The sequence below is a fragment of the Klebsiella sp. KPN54798 genome (assembly GCF_021184225.1).
Classification (GTDB): Bacteria; Pseudomonadota; Gammaproteobacteria; order Enterobacterales; family Enterobacteriaceae; genus Klebsiella; species Klebsiella pneumoniae.
Map to the genome: position 1 here is coordinate 4,284,669 of NZ_CP089234.1, position 19,929 is coordinate 4,304,597.

Sequence of the window (19,929 nt, forward strand, 5' to 3'; positions counted from 1 at the left end):
GGCACTGCCGGTCTTTTTTTACCTGCACACCTGCCAGAGTGAACAGTAAAGTGTTCACTGTTCACCAACTATTCACCACATAACCATATGAATATTAGACATAAAAATGCGTAGTGAACAGTTTTCCCAAAAAAAGTTTTTTTCTGTTTCTTAATTCGTATGAAAAATGGACATTGCTGCCAATGTGTATAGGCATGTGTATAGTTTTATTCTTTGATTTTTTATCAATAAAATCATATTTTTATTGTATTTTATTGGTTCCTATTATCGCACCATCTCCATAAAAACATTACTGAAAACACTCGCCTAAAGCCTCACTGTGATGACTTTCCCTTGGCGTCGCCCCCCTAACCTGAATGTTCTTATCGCTGAGCCAAGGCATCAAAACTGCCATCACTATTCTGAGATTGCCCCCATGTACTCAGCAGTATCACGATTATCCGTGGCTCATAACCCCGTTAAGAAAGTGGCTCGTCTTTATAATATTTTGCGCCTAGGCCGCCCTGTTCAAACCGTTAATCCAGTAATTTCATCTCCAGCGCCCGGCTCATCGCTTGAGTGCGGCTATTCACTTTAAGCTTCGCGTAGATGTTTTTGATGTGCCATTTGACCGTCTCGGCAGAAATCGCGAGGGAGCGAGCGATTTCTTTGTTCATCTGACCTTCAGCGATCAGCTGTAATATCTGCAACTCTCGCTCGCTGAGCTCGCCAGGAATATCGGGGCTTCCACTATTAAACGGTGTTCCGTCTACAGGCCCGCGCTTGTCTGCCCAGGATCCCTGCACTCCCCTTTTCTCTGTACAAGCCGAAGAGGATTCATTCATACCGGCAAGCAAAGGTTGCAAGGTATCGCCAGCCTCAAGAAAGAGGCCCTTGAGATGCTGTTGTTCAGCCAGCTGCACGACTGGCTGAAATGTCGTGCGCGCAGCGGCAGTTTTGCCACTGTTCCACAAGGCCAATGACCAGAGCGTACGTAGACGCGCTGCGGTTAACCTGTCCCCCCGGCTTTCCTGATCGGAGACCATCTCAGCCAGTAAAACGCAGGCTTGCGGTGCCTGGCCTGTGGCGAGAAGAAGCCGGCTGCGGCTAAGGGATGCAGACATAACGATGGCGCGTTGGCAGGGATGTTCGGCATCCATTCTGAAGCTGGCGGCCATTTGTTCAAGCTGTCGCTGCAGTTGCTCTGCGCCGGTGAAATTGCCGCGCTGCAGTCGCACCCTCACCTGCTCGGCTAACAACATGGCCTGGAGCCGTTGCCAGCCGCGAGACACCGCAAGACGCTGCGCATGCTCCAGCAATCGCTCGGCCTCATAGGGCATATCGTTATCTAAGGCCTGACGCGCGAGATAGGTATAACAACGACTCAGCGCGTCGGGTGGACTGAATCGGTCGATGAATTCGAGCCGGTCGGCTAACAGATGCTCGGGCGAGTCACCCCTCTGACATTCATAGGCTATCTCCGCCAGCAGCGGCGCCAGCGTCGCGCCACTGGTCGACTGGGTACCGGTATAACATTCAGCCTGGCGCAACGTTTTCTCTGCGTACCACCCGGCTTTTCCCAGATCGCCCTGACAAAGATGGCACTGGGCAATGATAAACGCGCGATAAACCGAGACAAACAGATTATCTAAAGGACTTTCCGGAGAGGGCATATGCTGTTGAACCTCCAGCGCGTCGTGATAGCGCTGGTTAACAACATGGCAATAGCTGAGAATATTGCATATCAGACCATCAACCCAGGTGTCGCCGCAGGGCACTTCGGCCAGCAACGGCTGAACTATAGCCAGACTCTCCGGGATGTTTTCCGCAAAGGCTTCGCAAATTGCCCGCACAACGCGCAATTTACACCAGGTGCTGCGGGTTAAATCATCGCGATGATGCAGTACCATCTGATCGAGGTTATCAAGCAACTGCCTCGACTCATCAAAGTGGAAATAATGCGCCAGTGCCCAGGCCAGGTTAATTTGCAGGTCAATGCGCGACGGATCGGTGCTGGGCGGTAAATGATGCATCCATGAAATCAGGGTATCGATATCCCCTTCTTCCGCCAGTGACTGAGCGCTTGCGCCGTCCTGCACGGGGCTATGCACCGGCTTGCCTGCGCTGAGCGCATGGCGTACCGCCTCTGACCACAGCTTCTGTTCGACGAACCACTGACTGGCTAATTCATATAGCTGTTTGCGGTCAATATCGTTGTTCTGCTGCAGCATGGTCCGAAGATTTTCCTGCAACAGAGGATGGTAGCGAAACCAGTAGCCTTGTTCGTCAAGGGCTGACAAAAAAAGGTTGTGTCGCTCAATCCATGCCAGCATCGCTTTACTATCATCACGTCCAGTCACTGCATTGCATAGTTCGGCATTTAACCGACTGAGGAAGGACGTTTTCACCAGGAAATCGAGAACCTCTTCCGGCAGCGGATCCAGGACCACCTCTTTCAGATAGCGGGCAATGGACCGTGTTCCTCCATGCATATTGCGCAACAGATGCTCGGGATCATTCTGTAATTCTGCCGACAATGAAGCGATCTTCATCCCTGCGATCCAGCCCTCTGTCACGGACTGTAGCCGCTGTGCATGGTGGTTGCTGAGGGGTAGCGCAATCGTGCGGCTAAAATAGTGTTTCGTTTCTTCGAGCGTGAATTGCAGGTCTCGATCATAGATTTCCACCAGTTGGTCCTGGGCCTGCAGCTGGCTCAGCGCAAGATTCGGGTGGAAACGGCTGCCAATGATCAGATGCAAGGCGGCAGGCGCATGCTTGATTAAATACCCCAGCGCTTCATAGACCCCACGATCGTTAATCACGTGGAAGTCGTCGATAATCAGGTACACGTCATGCGGGCAGTAGTGTAGCTGGTTAATGAGCCCGGCCAGCAGTTGCTCGGAGCTGGAGAGCTTCTGTTCTTCCATGTCACGCCAGAAATCGGCGTCCCAGTCAGCATAGAGTGGACGCAATGCTTGCAGCAGATAAGGAATAAACTGCCATACGTCATCATCATCCTCATCGAGGCTCAGCCAGGCAATACGTTCGCCCTGGGCGACCATCTGCTGATGCCATTGCGCCAACAGCGTGGTTTTGCCAAATCCAGCGCCGGCGCAGACGACGCCCAGCCGGCACTGCTGAACGGGACTGAGAAGCTGAAGCAGCCGGGGGCGCTCCAGCAATTGTATTGAGGAGCGAGGCGGGACGAATTTGGTCAGGATTAGCGGCAAGCCTCGCGTCAGCCGCAATGGCCCGGAGACCAGTGAGGGTGATTGGCGACCTTCTAAATCCAATGGCTTCATCCGTGGTGTCTACTCGCTTTGTTTTTTTCAATTGTACGCCAGCCCCCGGGATGACATGGGGCAGCCAAACTTTATTGCTACACAAAATTTAGAAAGTTTGACCTCAAGCATGAAAACCCCCACCTACCCCCCCCCATGAAGGTGGCTTCGCACTCCCTTTAACCGCTCGTAGATTCATTGCATGGGTGTGGCCAGGGTTATCCGCCCTGTCTGTTGGCCCCGCCTGGGTGACCTTTATTGAGGAGAATTAAACGATGCTCAGCAAACAGGCGTTATTGCAGGCTTACCGCAAGATGCGGGAGATCAGAACATTTGAAGAGCGGTTGCATCAGGAAAATACCAGCGGTGATATTCCGGGCTTCATTCACCTTTACACCGGTGAGGAGGCCATCGCGGTGGGGGTCTGCGAAAATTTAACGAGCGCAGATTTTATTGGTTCAACACACCGGGGACATGGCCACTGTATTGCTAAAGGTTGCGACATTCACGGCATGATGGCCGAAATATTCGGTAAGGACAGCGGGTTATGTCGCGGTAAGGGCGGGTCGATGCACATTGCCGATCTGTCGAAAGGAATGCTGGGTGCGAACGCTATCGTTGGGGGAGCCCCTCCCCTGGCCATCGGCGCCGCGCTAACGGCAAAGACGCTAAAAACCGGCAACGTCGGTGTCTCTTTTACGGGTGATGGTGGTTCTAATCAGGGCCTGGTCTTTGAAGCCATCAATATGGCCGTCGTGCTCCAGCTTCCAGCCGTCTTTATTTTCGAGAATAACGGTTACGGCGAAGGGACCGGCCATGACTACGCCGTGGGTGGGCGTGATATCGCCCGGCGCGCCGCTGGCTTCGGCCTGCCGGCAGTGACCGTCGATGGCACCGATTTCTTTGCCGTTTATGAGGCAACCTCAGAGGCGGTCAAGCGTGCGCGAGAAGGCGGTGGCCCAAGCGTCATTGAGGCCAAAGCCTTCCGCTGGCATGGTCATTTTGAGGGCGATCCCGCGCTATATCGTGCGGAAGGTGAAGTGCAACGCCTGCGTGAACAACATGATCCGCTGAAGATTTTCACCGCTAAGGTCAAGCAACATATCACCAAGGAAGAACTGGCGGCGATTGACGAGGAAGTAGAAGCCCTGGTCAACGATGCCGTATTGAAGGCCCGCGCCGCTGCCTACCCGGCTCCGGAAGACCTGCTGACAGACGTGTACGTCTCATACTGAGGGTGATAACCATGACAATAAAAACCTATCGTGAAGCGGTCAAGGAAGCCCTGGCTCAGGAAATGGAACGCGATGAACGCGTGGTGCTCATCGGTGAAGACTTGCGTGGCGGTCATGGCGGAAATGCGCCCGAAGAGGCGAAAATAGAAGCCTTTGGCGGTGTGCTGGGTGTCACTAAAGGGCTGTGGACGCAGTTCGGCTCCGATCGGGTGATCGACACGCCCATTACCGAGTCGGCCATCATCGGTATGGCGGCCGGCGCCGCAGCGACGGGTTTGCGGCCGGTCGCGGAATTGATGTTCATGGATTTTTTTGGCGTGAGTCACGATGCGCTGTACAACCAGGCGGCTAAGTTCCGCTACATGTTTGGTGGCAAAGCCAGAGCTCCGCTGGTGATGCGAGGGATGATCGGCGCGGGGTTTTCTGCCGCAGCCCAGCATTCACAGTCACCCTATAATATCTTTGCCACCACGCCTGGACTGAAGGTGGTGGTGCCCTCGACGCCTTATGACGTCAAAGGTCTGTTAATCCAGTCCATTCGCGACGACGACCCGGTGGTATTCTGCGAGCATAAAATGCTGTACGACCTCAAGGGCGAGGTACCGGACGAGATCTATACCATCCCGCTAGGTGTAGCCAACTACACGCGCGAAGGAGAGGACGTCACCATCATTGCGCTGTCGGCAATGGTGCATAAAGCCAACCAGGTGGCGGACAAGCTGGCGAAAGAGGGGATCTCGGTCGAGGTGGTCGACCCGCGAACCATTTCGCCGCTGGATGAGGAAGGGATTCTGGAATCGGTGGCGTCCACGGGGCGGGTCGTGATTGTCGACGAATCCGCGGCACGCTTCGGTTTTGCTCATGATGTCGCAGCGCTGATTGCGTCCCAGGCATTCCATTTCCTCAAAGCGCCCGTTCTGCTGGTGACGCCGCCACACACGCCGGTCCCGTTCTCCCCTGCTCTCGAAAAACTCTGGATCCCTGGCGTAGAACGTATCGAAGCCGCCGTCCGTCAAGTGCTGGAGGATTAACCTATGAGCGAAATCAAGACGCTTGAAATGCCAAAGTGGGGGCTTTCCATGGAGGAAGGCTTGCTCGCTCGGTGGGCAATCCAGGAGGGTGACAGCTTCACCCCAGGGCAGGAAATCTGTGAGATTGAAACCAGTAAAATCGTCAATGTGCTGGAGGCCCCCTTTGCCGGTACGTTACGTCGGATACTCGCCCGCGAGGGTGAGACGCTTCAGGTAGGCGCCGTGCTGGCCCTGGCGGCTGACGCGTCGGTCAGCGATGCTGAACTGGACGAATTTGCTGCCAGCCTGGCGACGGTGAAACCCGCAGCCCCAGGCCCGGAGGCTGCCGCGCCGGACGTAGCGGCACAGGCAGGCGCTAAGCCAGCTTCCGTTGTTTCCCCGCCATCCAACAGCCCCGAGCCCCCTGTTGGGCAGACCGTCATCCCCGTCAGTCTGCAAGGCGTGACCGATGTGACTCAGGTTAATGCCACGCCCCATGCGTTACGACTGTCTGCCCGCTGGGGTGTCGACCTGAAAAAAGTCCGCGGCAGCGGGCGCGGGGATCGTATCTCTGTATCTGATCTGGAAAGCGCGATCGTTGCCGCCGGCGGTCGCCTGGCCTCTCCGACGCCTCCCGTTCGTCGCAGCAAAGCGCCCCGCTCGCATGCCGATGATAGCCAGGTATCGGCCACCCCGCTGGCGCGCCGTCTGGCCGGCAAACTGGGTATCAACTTACATGACTGCCGAAGCAGCGGTTCACGCGGTCGGGTGAGTCGCGATGATGTGCTGGCCGCGGCGTTGTTACTCGACGAGCAACCGCAGACCAGCCCTGTGCAGGAGAGTGCCCCGGCACCCTTTGAGAGCATCCCGATGTCCGGTATGCGGCGGGCTATCGCTTCTCGCCTGCAAACGTCCAAGCAACAGTCTCCCCATTTCCGTTTGAGCGTCGATCTCGATCTGGAGCGACTGTTAGCGTTACGTCAGGACATTAACCGCGAAGTACCCGGCGTCAAGATTTCGGTGAATGACCTGCTGGTGAAGGCCTGCGCCCTGGCGCTGGTGGCCGTGCCTGACGTCAATATCCAGTTTGATGAAGCGGCACAAAGTATCCGCCGCTTTACGGATGCCGACATTTCGGTGGCCGTTGCGCTGCCTGCCGGGCTAATTACCCCTATTGTTCGCTCGGCGAACCGGAAATCGATCAGCGACATATCGAACGAAATTCACTCGCTGGTGACCAGAGCCAAAGCGGGCACGCTGAAGCCGGAAGAGTTCCAGGGCGGGACCTTTAGCCTGTCAAATCTGGGGATGCTCGGCGTCCGGCAGTTTGACGCCATCATCAATCCACCGCAAAGCGCAATCCTCGCCATTGGCGCCGGCGAGGTCCGGGCGGTAGTACGCGACGGGCAAATCGTCGCGCGCCAGCAAATGACGGTATCGCTATCCTGCGATCACCGGGTCATCGATGGCGCGGCAGGTGCGGCTTTTCTCCGGGAACTCAAGCGACTGATTGAAACCCCGACCTTGATGTTTATCCAGGAGACGAGCTATGCACGATAAATACGATGTGCTGATCATCGGCGGGGGTCCTGGGGGATACGTTGCCGCCATCCGTGCCGGCCAGCTAGGGCTTCGTACCGTATTAGTGGAAAAACAACATCTGGGCGGCATCTGCCTGAACTGGGGATGCATTCCAACCAAGGCGCTGCTGCATGGCGCTGAGGTTGCGCACACTATCACCCATGCCAGTCAGCTGGGCATCAGCGTGGGCGAGGTGAACGTCGATCTGCAGAAACTGGTGCAGTTTAGCCGTACCGTATCGCAACAGCTCACCGCTGGGGTTGCGTACCTGTTGAAGAAAAATGGCGTGCAGGTCATTGATGGCACCGCGCGGCTGCGCGGCAAGGGGCAAATCACGGTCGAGGATGCCCGAGGGGAGGCGCGCGATTACCGGGCCGATCACGTGATCCTGGCAACCGGCGCCCGACCACGCGCATTGCCAGGCATAGCGCCAGATGGCGAACATATCTGGACCTATTTCGAGGCGCTGCGGCCTAAGCTTTTACCCAAGTCGCTCTTAATCATCGGTTCAGGGGCAATTGGCGTCGAGTTCGCCAGCCTCTATAACGATCTGGGCTGTAAAGTGACGCTGGTCGAGCTAGCGTCGCAGATTTTGCCAGTGGAAGATGCCGAGGTGTCTGCAGCAGTGCGTAAGTCATTCGAAAAACGCGATATTCAGATCCATACCCAGACCCTGGTGACGCAAGTACAGCTCACCGATACCGGGGTGCGCTGCACACTAAACAACACCGGCGGCGAATATTCTCAGGATGTCGAACGTGTGCTGCTGGCGGTTGGCGTACAGCCGAATATTGAAGATCTGGGGCTGGAAGCACTGGGCGTCGAGTTAGACCGCGGTTTTATCAAGACGGACGCGGCTTGTCGCACTAACGTATTCGGGCTTTATGCCATCGGCGATGTAGCCGGCCCGCCGTGCCTGGCGCACAAGGCCAGCCACGAAGGCGTGATCTGCGTTGAGACACTGGCCGGTGTCGAAGGCGCCCACCCTCTCGATCGCGACTATGTGCCTGGTTGCACTTATGCCCGGCCCCAGGTTGCCAGTCTGGGCCTGACGGAATCGACGGCCCTGGCCAGGGGACGGCCCGTCAGGATCGGTAAGTTCTCTTATCAGAGCAATGGTAAGGCGCTGGCCAGCGGCGAGACAGAGGGTTTTGTGAAGACGATTTTCGATGCTGAAACCGGCGAGTTGCTGGGCGCGCATATGGTTGGCGCACAGGTCACGGAACAGATCCAGGGCTTTGGCATCGCCCGTCACCTGGAGGCCACAGACGAAAGTCTCCTGTCGATGATCTTTGCGCATCCGACACTTTCCGAAGCGATGCATGAATCAATCCTCGCGGCCTGCGACCAACCGTTGCATCAATAAAAAATAAGGGAGGCGATAGCTGTGCGATACGGAGTAAGTTCCCGTTATCCCTCCCGCACTCCCCGGCAGAAGATCCCCAACAACGGTTACGGCAGGATCTATTGATCTGAAACGCTAAGCGCCATGCGTAAATTCTGTATGTTTAGTAGACAACCAAACGACAGGAGGAGCGCTCTATGACACAGCACGAAAGGTTTTGCCAGGCCTGCGGAATGCCGATGTCCGCACCCGATGCGCAAGGGGCCAGCGATAAATATTGCGCGTATTGCTGCGACAGCGACGGTAATTTGAAATCCTGGGAAGAGGCCGTATCCGGTCTGGCGGCTTTTCTCGACGCCTGGCAAAAGGTGGGCGTAGCGGAATCACGGAAACGGGCAAAACGTTACCTGACGGCGATGCCTGCCTGGGCGCACAAAGCGGACGAGTAATTTGCCCGGGCGGCTAGAGGAAATCATCCCGGGGACAGACCGCCATGCCGACAACATTGCTATAGCGTTTTCGTACGCCATCCGGACAGGAATAAATGCGCGTTTGGGGATGACGACCTGAAGGCTGGAGCATGCATGGATGCGTTCTTCATGCGGATGAAATAAACGCCTGGCGTTCTCCCCTTGTCCGGATGCGTTATTGCCTGGTTTTTAAGGGGTCGGTTTCTGTATTTAACCCAGAACTTCTCAGGTAATACAACATATTGATGTGATGAATCTCTCATTTCAACGATACCAACTGGACAATAAGTTATCGCGTGTGTTAGTTATTTAATCACGCAAGAGAACAGATTTAATTTAAACAAAAGTTAAACCTTTCTCACTTTGCTAAAAAATTGTATTGATAATGCTTTGGATCCCTGAACCATTATCAAAAGGGTATGTGAACAGAAAGCCCTCAGAGACGCGAGTCTCTGAGGGCTTTTTTTTTGTTTTTTTATCTCAGGAGTAAACAAATGTCTAAAGAACGTCGTCTCTCAAGAATATTCGCAAAAGACGGTAAATCCGTGACCTTAGCGCTGGATGGCTACTATTTTTCCACGAAAACAAATGGTATTGATAATACGATAAATCAGCTCCCTGCTCTGGTGGAACACGGCCTGGATTGCGCGCTTGTCACGTACGGCATGTTGAAGAATTATCGGGAAGCACTGAACAGCGTTCCCGTTGTGTTACGCGTCGACAGCACGGTCAGTATCTTTGACAATACCGTTCCCGATACTACCCCCGTTTTTTCCGTCGAAGATGCGCTTAAAGTCGCTGCCGAGGGCGTGGTCTGCATGACCTTCCCCGGCGCCTTCAATGAAGAAAAAACCCACATTATGGCGATGCAACTCGCACAGGCAGCGGATCGCTGGAATGTACCGCTGATTGTCGAATCGCTCCCGTATGGTTATCCCGTCACCAGCGATGACTCTAACAATCCGGCCATCATCGCTGCATCGGCCCGCGCCGCGGTGGAGCTGGGCGCGGACGTCATCAAAACGCGTTTTACCGGTTCACCAGAGGACCGACTGATCGTTGAAGCTGCTGGCGTGCCGGTGCTTGCCTTAGGAGGGCCAAAAACCGGCATCGACGGTTACTTCAAATTTGTTCAGCACTGTATGCAGATGGGTGCGAAAGGCGTTGCTGTGGGAAGAAACATTACCCAGGATCCGCAGCCGGCGAAAGTGGTAGCAGGTCTGAATGCCATCATCCATGAAAACGCAACAGCGGAAGATGCATACAGCCTCTACATGGCTAAATAACATCGGAAATTAATATGATTTCAAATAACACCATCATCCCTTCCATCAGGAAGTATAAATACTTTGAGAAAGCATTATCCTGCCAGTCAGAATATGTGCTGCTATCCGAAGCGAATATCGGCAATCTGCAGTCGCTGATTGGCTTTGTTGAATAAATCGAACTTTTGCTGAGTTGAAGGATCAGATCACGCATCCTCCCGACAACTCAGACCATTCCGTGGCAAAGCAAAAGTTCAGAATCACCAACTGGTCCACTTACAACAAAGCTCTCATCAACCGTGGCTCCCTCACTTTCTGGCTGGATGATGAGGCGATTCAGGCCTGGTATGAGTCGGCAACGCCTTCATCACGAGGAAGGCCCCAGCGCTATTCTGATCTCGCCATCACCACCGTTCTGGTGATTAAACGCGTATTCCGGCTGACCCTGCGGGCTGCGCAGGGTTTTATTGATTCCATTTTTGCCCTGATGAACGTTCCGTTGCGCTGCCCGGATTACACCAGTGTCAGTAAGCGGGCAAAGTCGGTTAATGTCAGTTTCAAAACGTCCACCCGGGGTGAAATCGCACACCTGGTGATTGATTCCACCGGGCTGAAGGTCTTTGGTGAAGGCGAATGGAAAGTCAGAAAGCACGGCAAAGAGCGCCGTCGTATCTGGCGAAAGTTGCATCTTGCTGTTGACAGCAACACACATGAAGTTGTCTGTGCAGACCTGTCGCTGAATAACGTCACGGACTCAGAAGCCTTCCCGGGCCTTATCCGGCAGACTCACAGAAAAATCAGGGCAGCCGCGGCAGACGGGGCTTACGATACACGGCTTTGTCACGATGAAATGCGCCGCAAAAAAATCAGCGCGCTTATTCCTCCCCGAAAAGGAGCAGGTTACTGGCCCGGTGAGTACGCAGACCGCAACCGTGCCGTTGCTAATCAGCGGCTGAGCGGAAGCAATGCACGGTGGAAATGGACAACGGAATATAACCGTCGCTCGATAGCGGAAACGGCAATGTACAGAATGAAGCAGTTGTTGGGAGATTCACTGACGCTGCGTGACTACGATGGTCAGGTAGCGGAAGCTATGGCCATGGTGCGTGCGTTGAACAGGATGACAAAGGCTGGGATGCCAGAAAGCGTGCGTATTGCCTGAAAATCCAGCCAGCTACAGGGTCGTTCGCACGAAATCTTATTTATTCAACAAAGCCTCGCTGATTGGCAAATGCCATCAAAGCGGTAAGAAGGTCCTCGTTCACCTTGAATTACTGGGCGGCTTTAAACCGGATCAGGCGGGGATCAATCTGCTGAAAAATTATTACAAGGTTGATGGTGTTATTTCTTCCAATCTCTCCGCGCTACGCTACGCCAAAAAAGAGGGATTGCTGACCGTATATCGGGTTTTACTTATCGATTCGCGATCGCTTGATCAGTCGCTCGATATTGTTAAACACAGTCCACCGGACGCAATTGAAATCTTACCTGCTGAATATGCCTGCCAGTGTCTGGAGTTGATTAGCCGAAATTTGAAAGGCTTTGATGTGGTATTCATCGCCGGAGGCTTTGTTAAGCGCAAATACCTTGTAGATAAAATATTCCATGCCGGATTTAAAGGGATAACCACCAGCGAGCCCGGCTTATGGTAACCAATAAGGAGTCCACGCGAATGAAAGATGAATACGTCATGGGCATCGACAATGGTGGAACCGTCACCAAGGCAGCCATCTATGACCGTAAAGGACAGGTGCTCGCCATCGCCTCAAAATCCACGCAGATGCTGACACCTCGGGAATTCCACACAGAGCGCAGTATCGATGAGCTGTGGGCCGCGAATGTCGAAGTGATTAAAAAAGCGATTGAGCAATCAGGTATCGACGCCAGCCAGATAAAAGGAGTGGCCGTCACCGGTCATGGTAACGGTCTGTATCTGGTCGACGAAGAAGGTCACCCGGTGCGTAACGGCATTATATCCACCGATAGCCGGGCAAAAGAGTACGTTGAGAGATGGCAACGCTCGCCAGAATTCCTTACCGACATTTTGCCAAAAACGATGCAGTCCATCTGGGCCGGACAACCTGTCGCCCTGCTGGCATGGCTGAAGAATTTCGAGCCCGAGACGCTGCAAAAAGCGCGTTATATTTTTATGGTCAAGGACCTGATCCGTTTTTACCTGACCGGAGAGGCTTTTCTTGAGCTGACCGATATCTCAGGGACCAACCTGATCAACGTACGTGACTGCAAGTATGACGATGAACTACTGGCATGGTGGGGACTTGATGAACTGCGGGACAAATTGCCCCCCATCAAACGCTCAACAGAATGCTGCGGAAAAATCACTGACGACGTGGCCCGTCTGACCGGTTTATGCGCAGGTACGCCGGTTTCTGGCGGGGTGTTTGATATCTCGGCCTCTTCCATTGCCTCGGGGATTAACAGTCTCGATAAGATGGCGATCGTCACCGGCACCTGGAGCATAAACGAATACGTTACCGACCACCCGGTTATTGATAAAGATCTGTTTATGACCTCCATTTATCCCATTGAAGGTAAATGGCTCATCACCGAGGCCAGCCCCACCTCCGCGAGCAACCTGGAGTGGTTTATTAACAACTTTATGGAGAGCGATCGGAAAACCTCCGCCGAACAAGGATCGTCGGTCTATGACCTGTGTAATAAGCTGGTTTCATCAACGACGCCGGATGAAAGCCACCTGCTGTTCTTTCCGTTCGTGTTTGGCTCTAACACCATTCCCGACGCCTCGGCCGGCTTTATCGGTGTCAACAGCTTCCATAAAAAAGCCCATTTTCTGCGGGCGATTTATGAGGGCGTTGCCTTCAGCCATCTCTACCACACCGAGCGCTTACGCAATATTAACCCGAAGCTAAGCCGCACTATTCGTATTGCTGGCGGCGTCACGAACTCCCCGGTCTGGCTGCAGATATTCGCCGATATCTTCCAGGCCACGCTGGAAATCGTTGACGTCAAAGAGCACGGGACCCTGGGTACCGCGATGACCGCCGCCGTTATGGTGGGCTGGTTTGCGGAGGTATTTGCTGCCTCAAACGACATGGTCCATGTCTCACGCACCGTCTCCCCTAATCCGGAAAACCACCGGGTCTACCAGACCAAATACCAGCTTTATAAAAACCTGTTATCAGAAATGCAGTCGCCGTGGAAAAGCTGCAGCAACTACATCGCGCACTAAGTGAGGAAAAAATGGATCTGAATTTAACGAATCGTACGGCCATCGTGACAGGCGGCGCAACCGGCCTGGGGAAAGAGTTTGTTCTTTCTCTCGCCAAAGAAGGCGTCAATATCTGCTTTACCTATATGCGTGAGGAAGAGCATCCCGAACGGCTGATCGAAACGGTGAAGGCCAGCGCGAACGTAGAGATCATCGCGGTCAAAACCGATCTCTCTGACGAACAGAGCCGGGAAAATCTGTTTGCCACCTGTATCGACAGACTGGGTAAAGCCGACATTCTGGTGAATAACGCCGGGATCTGGCTGAGCGGCTACGTCACCGAGATCAGCCCGCAGGACTGGGATCTGGTGATGAATGTCAATCTGAAAGCCATCTTCCATCTCAGCCAGCTGTTTGTAAATCACTGCCTGCAGCATGACCAGATGGGCAGCATTCTGAATATTACCTCGCAGGCCGCGTTCCACGGCTCCACGACGGGACATGCGCACTACGCGGCAAGTAAGGCCGGCCTGGTCGCCTTTGCTATCTCTCTGGCGCGGGAAGTCGCCAAACAAAAAATCAATGTGAACAATATCGCCGTCGGGATCATGGATACTGCGATGATCCGTAAGAACATTGAGCAAAACCCTGACTATTACGTCAGTCGTATTCCGGTGGGCCGCGTGGCCCAGCCGCAAGAAATTGCCGACATCGGTGTCTTCATGGTTTCTCCTAAGACCAGCTATATGACGGGAGCAACTCTGGACGTTACCGGCGGTATGTTGATGCGTTAATCTAGGGAGAATCATTATGAAATGTCTGGCAATTGCCGATCTGTTTATCAATGCAGCGATGATGGAATCAGGACTGAAAGCGCTCAGGGATAACGGGATTGAAGTAGAAGTACGCGAGTGGTCACATGGCTCCGTTGAGAAACTTCAGGAAGATAATCTGCGGGTTGAACAGGAAGGAGCAGAAGCCGTGGCCTTACCGGAAGCGCTGCTTCAGGGAACGGATGATATTGACATCCTGATCACTCAGTTTGCCCCGGTCAATACTGCGGTGTTCGATAAACTACCAAAGCTGAAATATGTAGGCGTGCTCCGCGGTGGTGTGGAAAACGTGAATCTTCAGGTGGCGAACGCCCGGGGCGTTGAGGTGATGAACACCCCGGGGCGTAACGCTCGCAGCGTCGCCGAATTCACGGTCGGCATGATCCTGGCGGAAATGCGCAATATTGCCCGTTCACACGATGCCCTGCGTGACAAATACTGGCGTAAAGACAGCCCGAACCATCAGGCAATCCCTGAGCTTGGCGGAAAAGTCGTGGGGCTGGTTGGCCTCGGTCATATTGCCCAACTGGTCGCGGGATTTCTCAGCGGCTTTGGCACGGAGATTATCTTTTACGATAAGTACGTTGCAGGCCATGAACGTTATGAGAAAGTCGATTCTCTGGACGAACTGGTACAACGCGCCGACGTTATCTCGTTACATGCTCGCCTGACGCCGGAAACCGAAAATCTGATTAACGCACACCATTTCGCGCTGATGAAGCGCAGTGCCATCATTGTTAACACAGCACGCTCCGGGTTAATCAATGAAAAAGAGATGATTGATGCGCTCAGATCCGGGCAAATCATGGGCGCCGCGCTTGATACCTTTGATGACGAGCCGCTTCCTGACGACAGTGCATTCTATACTCTGAATAACGTGACTATTACGCCGCATATTGCCGGGAGTACCATTGACGCATTCAGTAATTCGCCCAAACTCTTCGCTGAGATCCTTTTAAAGAAACTCAGTTAAATATTAAAAGAACCATTAAAGGTATTAACAGGGCCCAATGGGCACGGGTTTACTCGTGCCCAATTCGCCCGCCTTTTAAGGAATCATTATGGATATTATCAACAGCATTATTAGTCTGGGGGCATCAGTAATGATGCCAGTAATATTCTTTATTATCGCGCTTTGCTTTGGCGTTAAAATCGGTACGGCATTTAAAGCAGGGATGCTGGTAGGCATTGGTTTTGAAGGGGTGGGGCTGGTGATTGGCCTGCTGCTGACAAACCTGGGCCCGGCATCGCAGGCGATGGTTGAGCGTATCGGCCTGCAGTTAACGGTCGTTGATACCGGTTGGCCTACCGCATCGACCATTGGTTGGGGTTCGCCGCTGATGCTGCCCGTCGTGGTGGGCTTTATCGTCATCAACCTGGCCATGCTTCTGTTGAAATTAACCAAAACGGTGAATATCGATATTTTTAACTACTGGATTTTCCTGATCATGGGTCTGTGGTCTATGCCGGAACGGGAAATTACTGGCTTTCGGTCGGTATTACATTCGCTATTTTTGTGTTGACGCTATTGGCGGCAGATTTAACGGCGCCGTATTTACAAAAAAACTATAATCTTAAAGGGATATCATTCCCCATCTTACCTGTATAGCTTACGTGCCGTTTGGCATTGCCTGTAATTACATCATTGATAAGATCCCGCTTATCAATAAAATCAATTTCGACCCGGAAAGTATTAATAAAAAATTCGGCGTTTTTGGCGAGCCTGTTACCCTGGGGTTTGTGCTGGGACTGCTGTTGGCCTTCCTGGCTGGATATGACGTTTCCGCGGCCGTTTCACTGGCCATTAAGGTTTCAGCCGCCATGCTGCTGCTGCCTAAAATGATTGAAATTCTGGTGCAGGGATTGTTGATTGTCCGTGATGCCGCTGAAGCAAAACTGAAGGCTAAATTCCCGGGGCGCGATTTTTACATCGGGATGGATACGGCGTTACTGATCGGTGAACCTTCGGTACTGGCGACCGGTCTGCTGTTAATCCCTATGGCTGTGGTGCTGTCTATCATTCTGCCCGGCAACCGCGTACTGCCCTTTGTCGATCTGGCTTCATTAATGTTCCTGCTGGCAATGGTCACGCCGTTCTGTAAACGAAATATGTTCCGCATGTTCATAACCGGAACCCTGATCGTGACCTGCATCCTGTATGTCGGGACGGACATTTCGCAAGAATACACTCAGGCGGCGGTGAACTCGCATATTCCGGTGCCGGAAGGGATGGCCGAGATCACCAATATCGTCGGCGGCGCCACGACGCCTGTCGGCTGGCTCGCCGTCAAATTTGGCGAGTTTTTTAGCGCCACACCTTAGTACAAGGCCACTCAAGTAAACAGAGGGCAAACTGTTGCCCTCTGTTTCTTCCTCTTATTCTGTGCGCTGAATAGCTGGCTCAGCTACGCCCCTGGTTTGAACATCTGACCAGCGCGTCCGCCCCCTGCGCGGCGAGGTGGCTCATTTCTTTTGTACCCCCTCCCGTTTTCAACCCAACCTGCTATGCTCCTTCTTTCCCTGTTCTCTGGAGATCCCGATGCTGACCATCTGGGGCCGAAAAACCTCCTCTAACGTGCAGGCGCTGATGTGGTGTGTTGGCGAGCTTGGGCTGGACTATCTCCGGTTCGACGTGGGGCATCGCTATGGCGGTACCGACAGCGAGGCGTTTTATCAGCTCAATCCCAATCGTACGGTGCCAGTGCTGCAGGATGGCGATAATCCGCCGCTGTGGGAAACCGGCGCGATCCTTCGCTATTTAGCCAGTCGCTACGCCGACGACGCCTTCTGGCCGGGCGACCTGCTGGCTCGTACTGAGGTTGATCGCTGGGCCGAGTGGTCAAAGCAGAATATCGCCCTCGGCTTTACGACGCCGGTGTTCTGGCGCGTAGTGCGCACGCCTGCCGCCGAGCGGGATCCGCAGGCCATCGCCGCGGCGGTGACGGCCCTGGAGCAAAAGCTGGCGATTGCCGAGGCACGTCTCGCCGGGAGTCGCTATCTGGTGGGCGATACGTTCACCCTGGCCGATATCCAGTTTGGTCATGTGCTGTACCGCTACTTTGCAATCGATATCCCCCGTCGTCCCCTCCCCCACCTTGCGGCGTATTATGCACGGCTAACCGCACGGCCCGCCTTTCGCCAGCACGTCATGGTCAGCTACGACGAACTGAAGGTCTGAAGGTGGTCGGTAGCGCCTCCTGACGCTACCGACATACCGGTTAACGCGCCATCAGAACAAACACGCCCCAGCCGAGATATTCCCGGGTCCAGGTGACATGGTGCAGCGGCGCGGTGGTCAACTGCTGGCGAACCTCCGGTGCGAAGTCATCGTGCGGATTGGCCTCCAGCCAGCGGCGCATTGTCAGCCATTTCGCCGCTTCATAACGATCCCAGCCCTCCTGGTCGGCCAGCACCATCTCCACCACGTCATAGCCCAGTTCGCCAAGGTGGGCGACCAGCGCCGGTAGCGTCAGGAAGTCATCGGGTGACTGCGCGCCGCAGGCAACCGCCTCTTCTGCCGTGGCCGGACGTTTGCGCCACCATGGCTCGCCGATAAGCAACATGCCGCCTGGGGTAAGGCTCTGCTTCAGCAGCTCGATTGTGCCTGCCACTCCGCCGCCGATCCACGTGGCCCCCACGCAGGCGGCAATATCGCACGGCTGGCTGGCGAAATATCCGCTGGCATCCTGGTGCACAAAGGTTACCCGGTCGCTTACCCCGAGCTCCTCTGCCCGGGCGGCCGCCTGCTGACTGAACAGCAGGCTCATGTCTACGCCGGTGCCGACTATCTGATGATCGCGCGCCCAGCTACAGAGCATCTCGCCGGAGCCGCTGCCGAGGTCGAGAATGGTGGTGCCCGGCGCCATTCGCAGCGCCCGTCCCAGCGTGGCGTACTTTTCCGGGGTAAAAGGGTTATGGATACGGTGCTCGCTTTCACTGATGGTAAAAATGCGAGGGATATCGATCATGAGGTTTTCTCCTTGAGAGCCATACGCCCGGGCAGCGACCCTGCCCGGGTCGCTATTTCAGCGGTTGTCCGCTTGCGCGCGAACGTTATTCAAACCGGTCGTGTTGATCCGGTACGGCTGGCCGTTCACCGACTTAATCAGCTTTTTGGTTTTGAGCTTTTTGAAGACCGCAAGGGTGCAGTCGCTCAGCAACAGCCCTTCGCGGGTGTAGCATTCAACGGCGGTAATGCGGCCGGAGGTATCGCGGACGTGCGCAATACGGCCACCTTTGGCGAGAACGTGTAAGGTCCGTTGTTCCTGACGGGATAAATTCATACTGAAACCTGTTCATTATCATGTGCGAAAACATGCCTACACCCGCAGGTGTGTGCGTAAGGTTTAAGCGCAGCGATAATCAGTCCGGCCTGGGCAGGTCGGGAAACTGATTATCTGATAATGACATTCTCCAGCATCGAAGCCTCAGTGAGCATTGAAAGGTATTTACCAGCTGAATATTAACACCTTCATCTGGTAAGGATATTGTGCAGATTAAAAACTGTGACCGGTATTACGATTTCCCTCGGCCCTATCCCCATTTTGCGCTATCCGCCACCCGCTCTGTTCCGCAACTTTCACCACCACCTTATCCCCCTTCCGCATTGTTAAATAATTGTTGTCAGATCACAAAATGGAAACAAAAAGGCCATTTCGTACGCATTTTATAAAAATGTAGATATTTTTAATTTATGGCTACGAAATGAACATCACCCTGACCTTACAGCGAGGAACGATCCTGATGAACGCCCTGACCGCAGTAAAACCGACACCCGCGCCGGTAGCCCAGCAATACCCTGGCTTTTCTTTCACCCCTTCCGCCCAGTCGCCGCGCCTGCTGGAGCTCACCTTTTCCGCCGAAACGACCACGCAGTTCCTGCAGCAGGTCGCGCAGTGGCCGGTGCAGGCGCTGGAGTACAAATCTTTCTTACGCTTCCAGGTCGGCAAGATCCTCGACGATCTGTGTGGCAATCAGCTGCAGCCGTTGCTGATCAAAACATTGCTCGATCGCGCGGAAGGCGCGCTGCTTATCAACGGCGAAGGGATCGATCACGTCAGCCAGGCCGAGGAGATGGTCAAGCTGGCCACCGCCGTCGCCCACCTGATTGGTCGTTCCAACTTCGACGCCATGAGCGGTCAGTATTACGCCCGCTTCGTGGTGAAAAATGTCGATAACTCAGACAGCTACCTGCGCCAGCCGCACCGGGTGATGGAGCTGCACAACGACGGCACCTACGTCGAAGAGCAAACCGACTACGTATTAATGATGAAGATCGACGAGCAGAACATGCAGGGCGGCAATTCCCTGCTGCTGCATCTCGACGACTGGGAGCATCTCGACGAATTCTTCCGCGACCCGCTGGCCCGCCGCCCGATGCGCTGGGCCGCGCCGCCGAGCAAAAACGTCAGCAAGGATGTTTTCCACCCGGTGTTCGACGTCGATTCGCTGGGCCGCCCGGTAATGCGCTATATCGACCAGTTCGTCCAGCCGAAAGATTTCGAAGAAGGCACCTGGCTGAGCCGCCTCTCCGACGCGCTGGAGACCAGCAAAAACATCCTTTCCATACCGGTGCCGGTGGGCAAATTTCTGCTCATTAACAACCTGTTCTGGCTGCACGGCCGCGACCGCTTTACGCCGCACCCGGACCTGCGCCGCGAGCTGATGCGCCAGCGCGGCTACTTTGCGTATTCCACGAATCATTACCAGACTCATCAATAAGGGTTTTCAGGCGAAGGAA

Annotated in this window: 15 protein-coding genes and 3 pseudogenes; 15 read left to right on the forward strand and 3 right to left on the reverse strand. The window is 54.3% G+C overall.

The window, feature by feature from the left end:
- Positions 1-515: 515 nt before the first annotated feature.
- Positions 516-3,281, reverse strand: coding sequence for a LuxR C-terminal-related transcriptional regulator (locus LPQ25_RS20655; protein WP_012737451.1), 2,766 nt, complete (start codon positions 3,279-3,281; stop codon positions 516-518).
- 254 nt (positions 3,282-3,535) lie between these two features.
- Here LPQ25_RS20655 and LPQ25_RS20660 point away from each other — a divergent pair, with 254 nt between their 5' ends.
- The 14 genes and pseudogenes from LPQ25_RS20660 to LPQ25_RS20725 all read left to right on the forward strand — a co-directional run bounded on the left by LPQ25_RS20660 (position 3,536) and on the right by LPQ25_RS20725 (position 17,367).
- Positions 3,536-4,495, forward strand: a complete 960-nt coding sequence (locus LPQ25_RS20660) for a thiamine pyrophosphate-dependent dehydrogenase E1 component subunit alpha (protein WP_012737450.1) — start codon at positions 3,536-3,538, stop codon at positions 4,493-4,495.
- Positions 4,496-4,506: 11 nt separating this feature from the next.
- Positions 4,507-5,526, forward strand: coding sequence for an alpha-ketoacid dehydrogenase subunit beta (locus LPQ25_RS20665; RefSeq protein WP_014907996.1), 1,020 nt, complete (start codon positions 4,507-4,509; stop codon positions 5,524-5,526).
- Positions 5,527-5,529: 3 nt separating this feature from the next.
- Positions 5,530-7,065: a 2-oxo acid dehydrogenase subunit E2 gene (locus tag LPQ25_RS20670; RefSeq protein WP_012737448.1), complete on the forward strand. Its 1,536-nt coding sequence runs from the start codon at positions 5,530-5,532 to the stop codon at positions 7,063-7,065.
- A complete protein-coding gene (gene lpdA, locus LPQ25_RS20675) occupies positions 7,055-8,452 on the forward strand; it encodes a dihydrolipoyl dehydrogenase (protein ID WP_012737447.1) in 1,398 nt (465 codons plus the stop codon). Before LPQ25_RS20670 ends, lpdA begins: the two co-directional genes overlap by 11 nt.
- Before the next feature lie 218 nt (positions 8,453-8,670).
- Positions 8,671-8,880, forward strand: a complete 210-nt coding sequence (locus LPQ25_RS20680; protein ID WP_014907997.1) for a hypothetical protein — start codon at positions 8,671-8,673, stop codon at positions 8,878-8,880.
- Positions 8,881-9,395: 515 nt separating this feature from the next.
- Complete coding sequence (locus LPQ25_RS20685; RefSeq protein WP_002889868.1) at positions 9,396-10,187, forward strand: class I fructose-bisphosphate aldolase; 792 nt, start codon at positions 9,396-9,398, stop codon at positions 10,185-10,187.
- A 14-nt stretch (positions 10,188-10,201) separates the two neighbouring features.
- Positions 10,202-10,330: pseudogene (locus tag LPQ25_RS20690) on the forward strand (glycerol-3-phosphate responsive antiterminator); the annotation flags it as partial.
- Between the two features lie 29 nt (positions 10,331-10,359).
- A complete protein-coding gene (locus LPQ25_RS20695; RefSeq protein ID WP_004225014.1) occupies positions 10,360-11,328 on the forward strand; it encodes an IS5 family transposase in 969 nt (322 codons plus the stop codon).
- Positions 11,329-11,374: 46 nt separating this feature from the next.
- A pseudogene (locus tag LPQ25_RS20700) lies at positions 11,375-11,818 on the forward strand (glycerol-3-phosphate responsive antiterminator); the annotation flags it as partial.
- A gap of 20 nt (positions 11,819-11,838) precedes the next feature.
- Positions 11,839-13,377, forward strand: a complete 1,539-nt coding sequence (locus tag LPQ25_RS20705; RefSeq protein WP_014907999.1) for an FGGY-family carbohydrate kinase — start codon at positions 11,839-11,841, stop codon at positions 13,375-13,377.
- An 11-nt stretch (positions 13,378-13,388) separates the two neighbouring features.
- The gene (locus LPQ25_RS20710) at positions 13,389-14,150 is read left to right on the forward strand and encodes an SDR family NAD(P)-dependent oxidoreductase (protein WP_004204674.1); all 762 of its coding nucleotides are present in this window, start codon (positions 13,389-13,391) and stop codon (positions 14,148-14,150) included.
- Positions 14,151-14,166: 16 nt separating this feature from the next.
- On the forward strand, positions 14,167-15,162 hold the full coding sequence (locus LPQ25_RS20715) for a 2-hydroxyacid dehydrogenase (RefSeq protein ID WP_004177325.1): 996 nt from the start codon (positions 14,167-14,169) through the stop codon (positions 15,160-15,162).
- Positions 15,163-15,250: 88 nt separating this feature from the next.
- Positions 15,251-16,511: pseudogene (locus LPQ25_RS20720) on the forward strand (PTS galactitol transporter subunit IIC).
- 217 nt (positions 16,512-16,728) lie between these two features.
- Positions 16,729-17,367 (forward strand): glutathione S-transferase family protein, encoded by a 639-nt coding sequence (locus LPQ25_RS20725; protein ID WP_012737441.1) that lies wholly within the window; start codon positions 16,729-16,731, stop codon positions 17,365-17,367.
- Between the two features lie 40 nt (positions 17,368-17,407).
- Here the strand turns inward: LPQ25_RS20725 and LPQ25_RS20730 are convergent, their stop codons facing one another.
- Positions 17,408-18,157, reverse strand: coding sequence for an SAM-dependent methyltransferase (locus LPQ25_RS20730; protein WP_012737440.1), 750 nt, complete (start codon positions 18,155-18,157; stop codon positions 17,408-17,410).
- A gap of 57 nt (positions 18,158-18,214) precedes the next feature.
- Positions 18,215-18,472, reverse strand: a complete 258-nt coding sequence (locus tag LPQ25_RS20735) for a YjhX family toxin (protein WP_002889848.1) — start codon at positions 18,470-18,472, stop codon at positions 18,215-18,217.
- A gap of 460 nt (positions 18,473-18,932) precedes the next feature.
- Between LPQ25_RS20735 and glaH the strand changes: the two genes are divergently transcribed.
- Positions 18,933-19,910 (forward strand): glutarate dioxygenase GlaH, encoded by a 978-nt coding sequence (gene glaH, locus LPQ25_RS20740; RefSeq protein WP_002889847.1) that lies wholly within the window; start codon positions 18,933-18,935, stop codon positions 19,908-19,910.
- The last annotated feature ends 19 nt before the right edge of the window (positions 19,911-19,929 follow it).

What these genes read in the sequence shown, in the direction of transcription:
- LPQ25_RS20655 (WP_012737451.1), bottom strand. Translation starts at nt 3,281, where the DNA reads ATGAAGCCATTGGATTTAGAAGGTCGCCAATCACCCTCACTGGTCTCC.
- LPQ25_RS20660 (WP_012737450.1), top strand. Translation starts at nt 3,536, where the DNA reads ATGCTCAGCAAACAGGCGTTATTGCAGGCTTACCGCAAGATGCGGGAG.
- LPQ25_RS20665 (WP_014907996.1), top strand. Translation starts at nt 4,507, where the DNA reads ATGACAATAAAAACCTATCGTGAAGCGGTCAAGGAAGCCCTGGCTCAG.
- LPQ25_RS20670 (WP_012737448.1), top strand. Translation starts at nt 5,530, where the DNA reads ATGAGCGAAATCAAGACGCTTGAAATGCCAAAGTGGGGGCTTTCCATG.
- lpdA (WP_012737447.1), top strand. Translation starts at nt 7,055, where the DNA reads ATGCACGATAAATACGATGTGCTGATCATCGGCGGGGGTCCTGGGGGA.
- LPQ25_RS20680 (WP_014907997.1), top strand. Translation starts at nt 8,671, where the DNA reads ATGTCCGCACCCGATGCGCAAGGGGCCAGCGATAAATATTGCGCGTAT.
- LPQ25_RS20685 (WP_002889868.1), top strand. Translation starts at nt 9,396, where the DNA reads ATGTCTAAAGAACGTCGTCTCTCAAGAATATTCGCAAAAGACGGTAAA.
- LPQ25_RS20705 (WP_014907999.1), top strand. Translation starts at nt 11,839, where the DNA reads ATGAAAGATGAATACGTCATGGGCATCGACAATGGTGGAACCGTCACC.
- LPQ25_RS20710 (WP_004204674.1), top strand. Translation starts at nt 13,389, where the DNA reads ATGGATCTGAATTTAACGAATCGTACGGCCATCGTGACAGGCGGCGCA.
- LPQ25_RS20715 (WP_004177325.1), top strand. Translation starts at nt 14,167, where the DNA reads ATGAAATGTCTGGCAATTGCCGATCTGTTTATCAATGCAGCGATGATG.
- LPQ25_RS20725 (WP_012737441.1), top strand. Translation starts at nt 16,729, where the DNA reads ATGCTGACCATCTGGGGCCGAAAAACCTCCTCTAACGTGCAGGCGCTG.
- LPQ25_RS20730 (WP_012737440.1), bottom strand. Translation starts at nt 18,157, where the DNA reads ATGATCGATATCCCTCGCATTTTTACCATCAGTGAAAGCGAGCACCGT.
- LPQ25_RS20735 (WP_002889848.1), bottom strand. Translation starts at nt 18,472, where the DNA reads ATGAATTTATCCCGTCAGGAACAACGGACCTTACACGTTCTCGCCAAA.
- glaH (WP_002889847.1), top strand. Translation starts at nt 18,933, where the DNA reads ATGAACGCCCTGACCGCAGTAAAACCGACACCCGCGCCGGTAGCCCAG.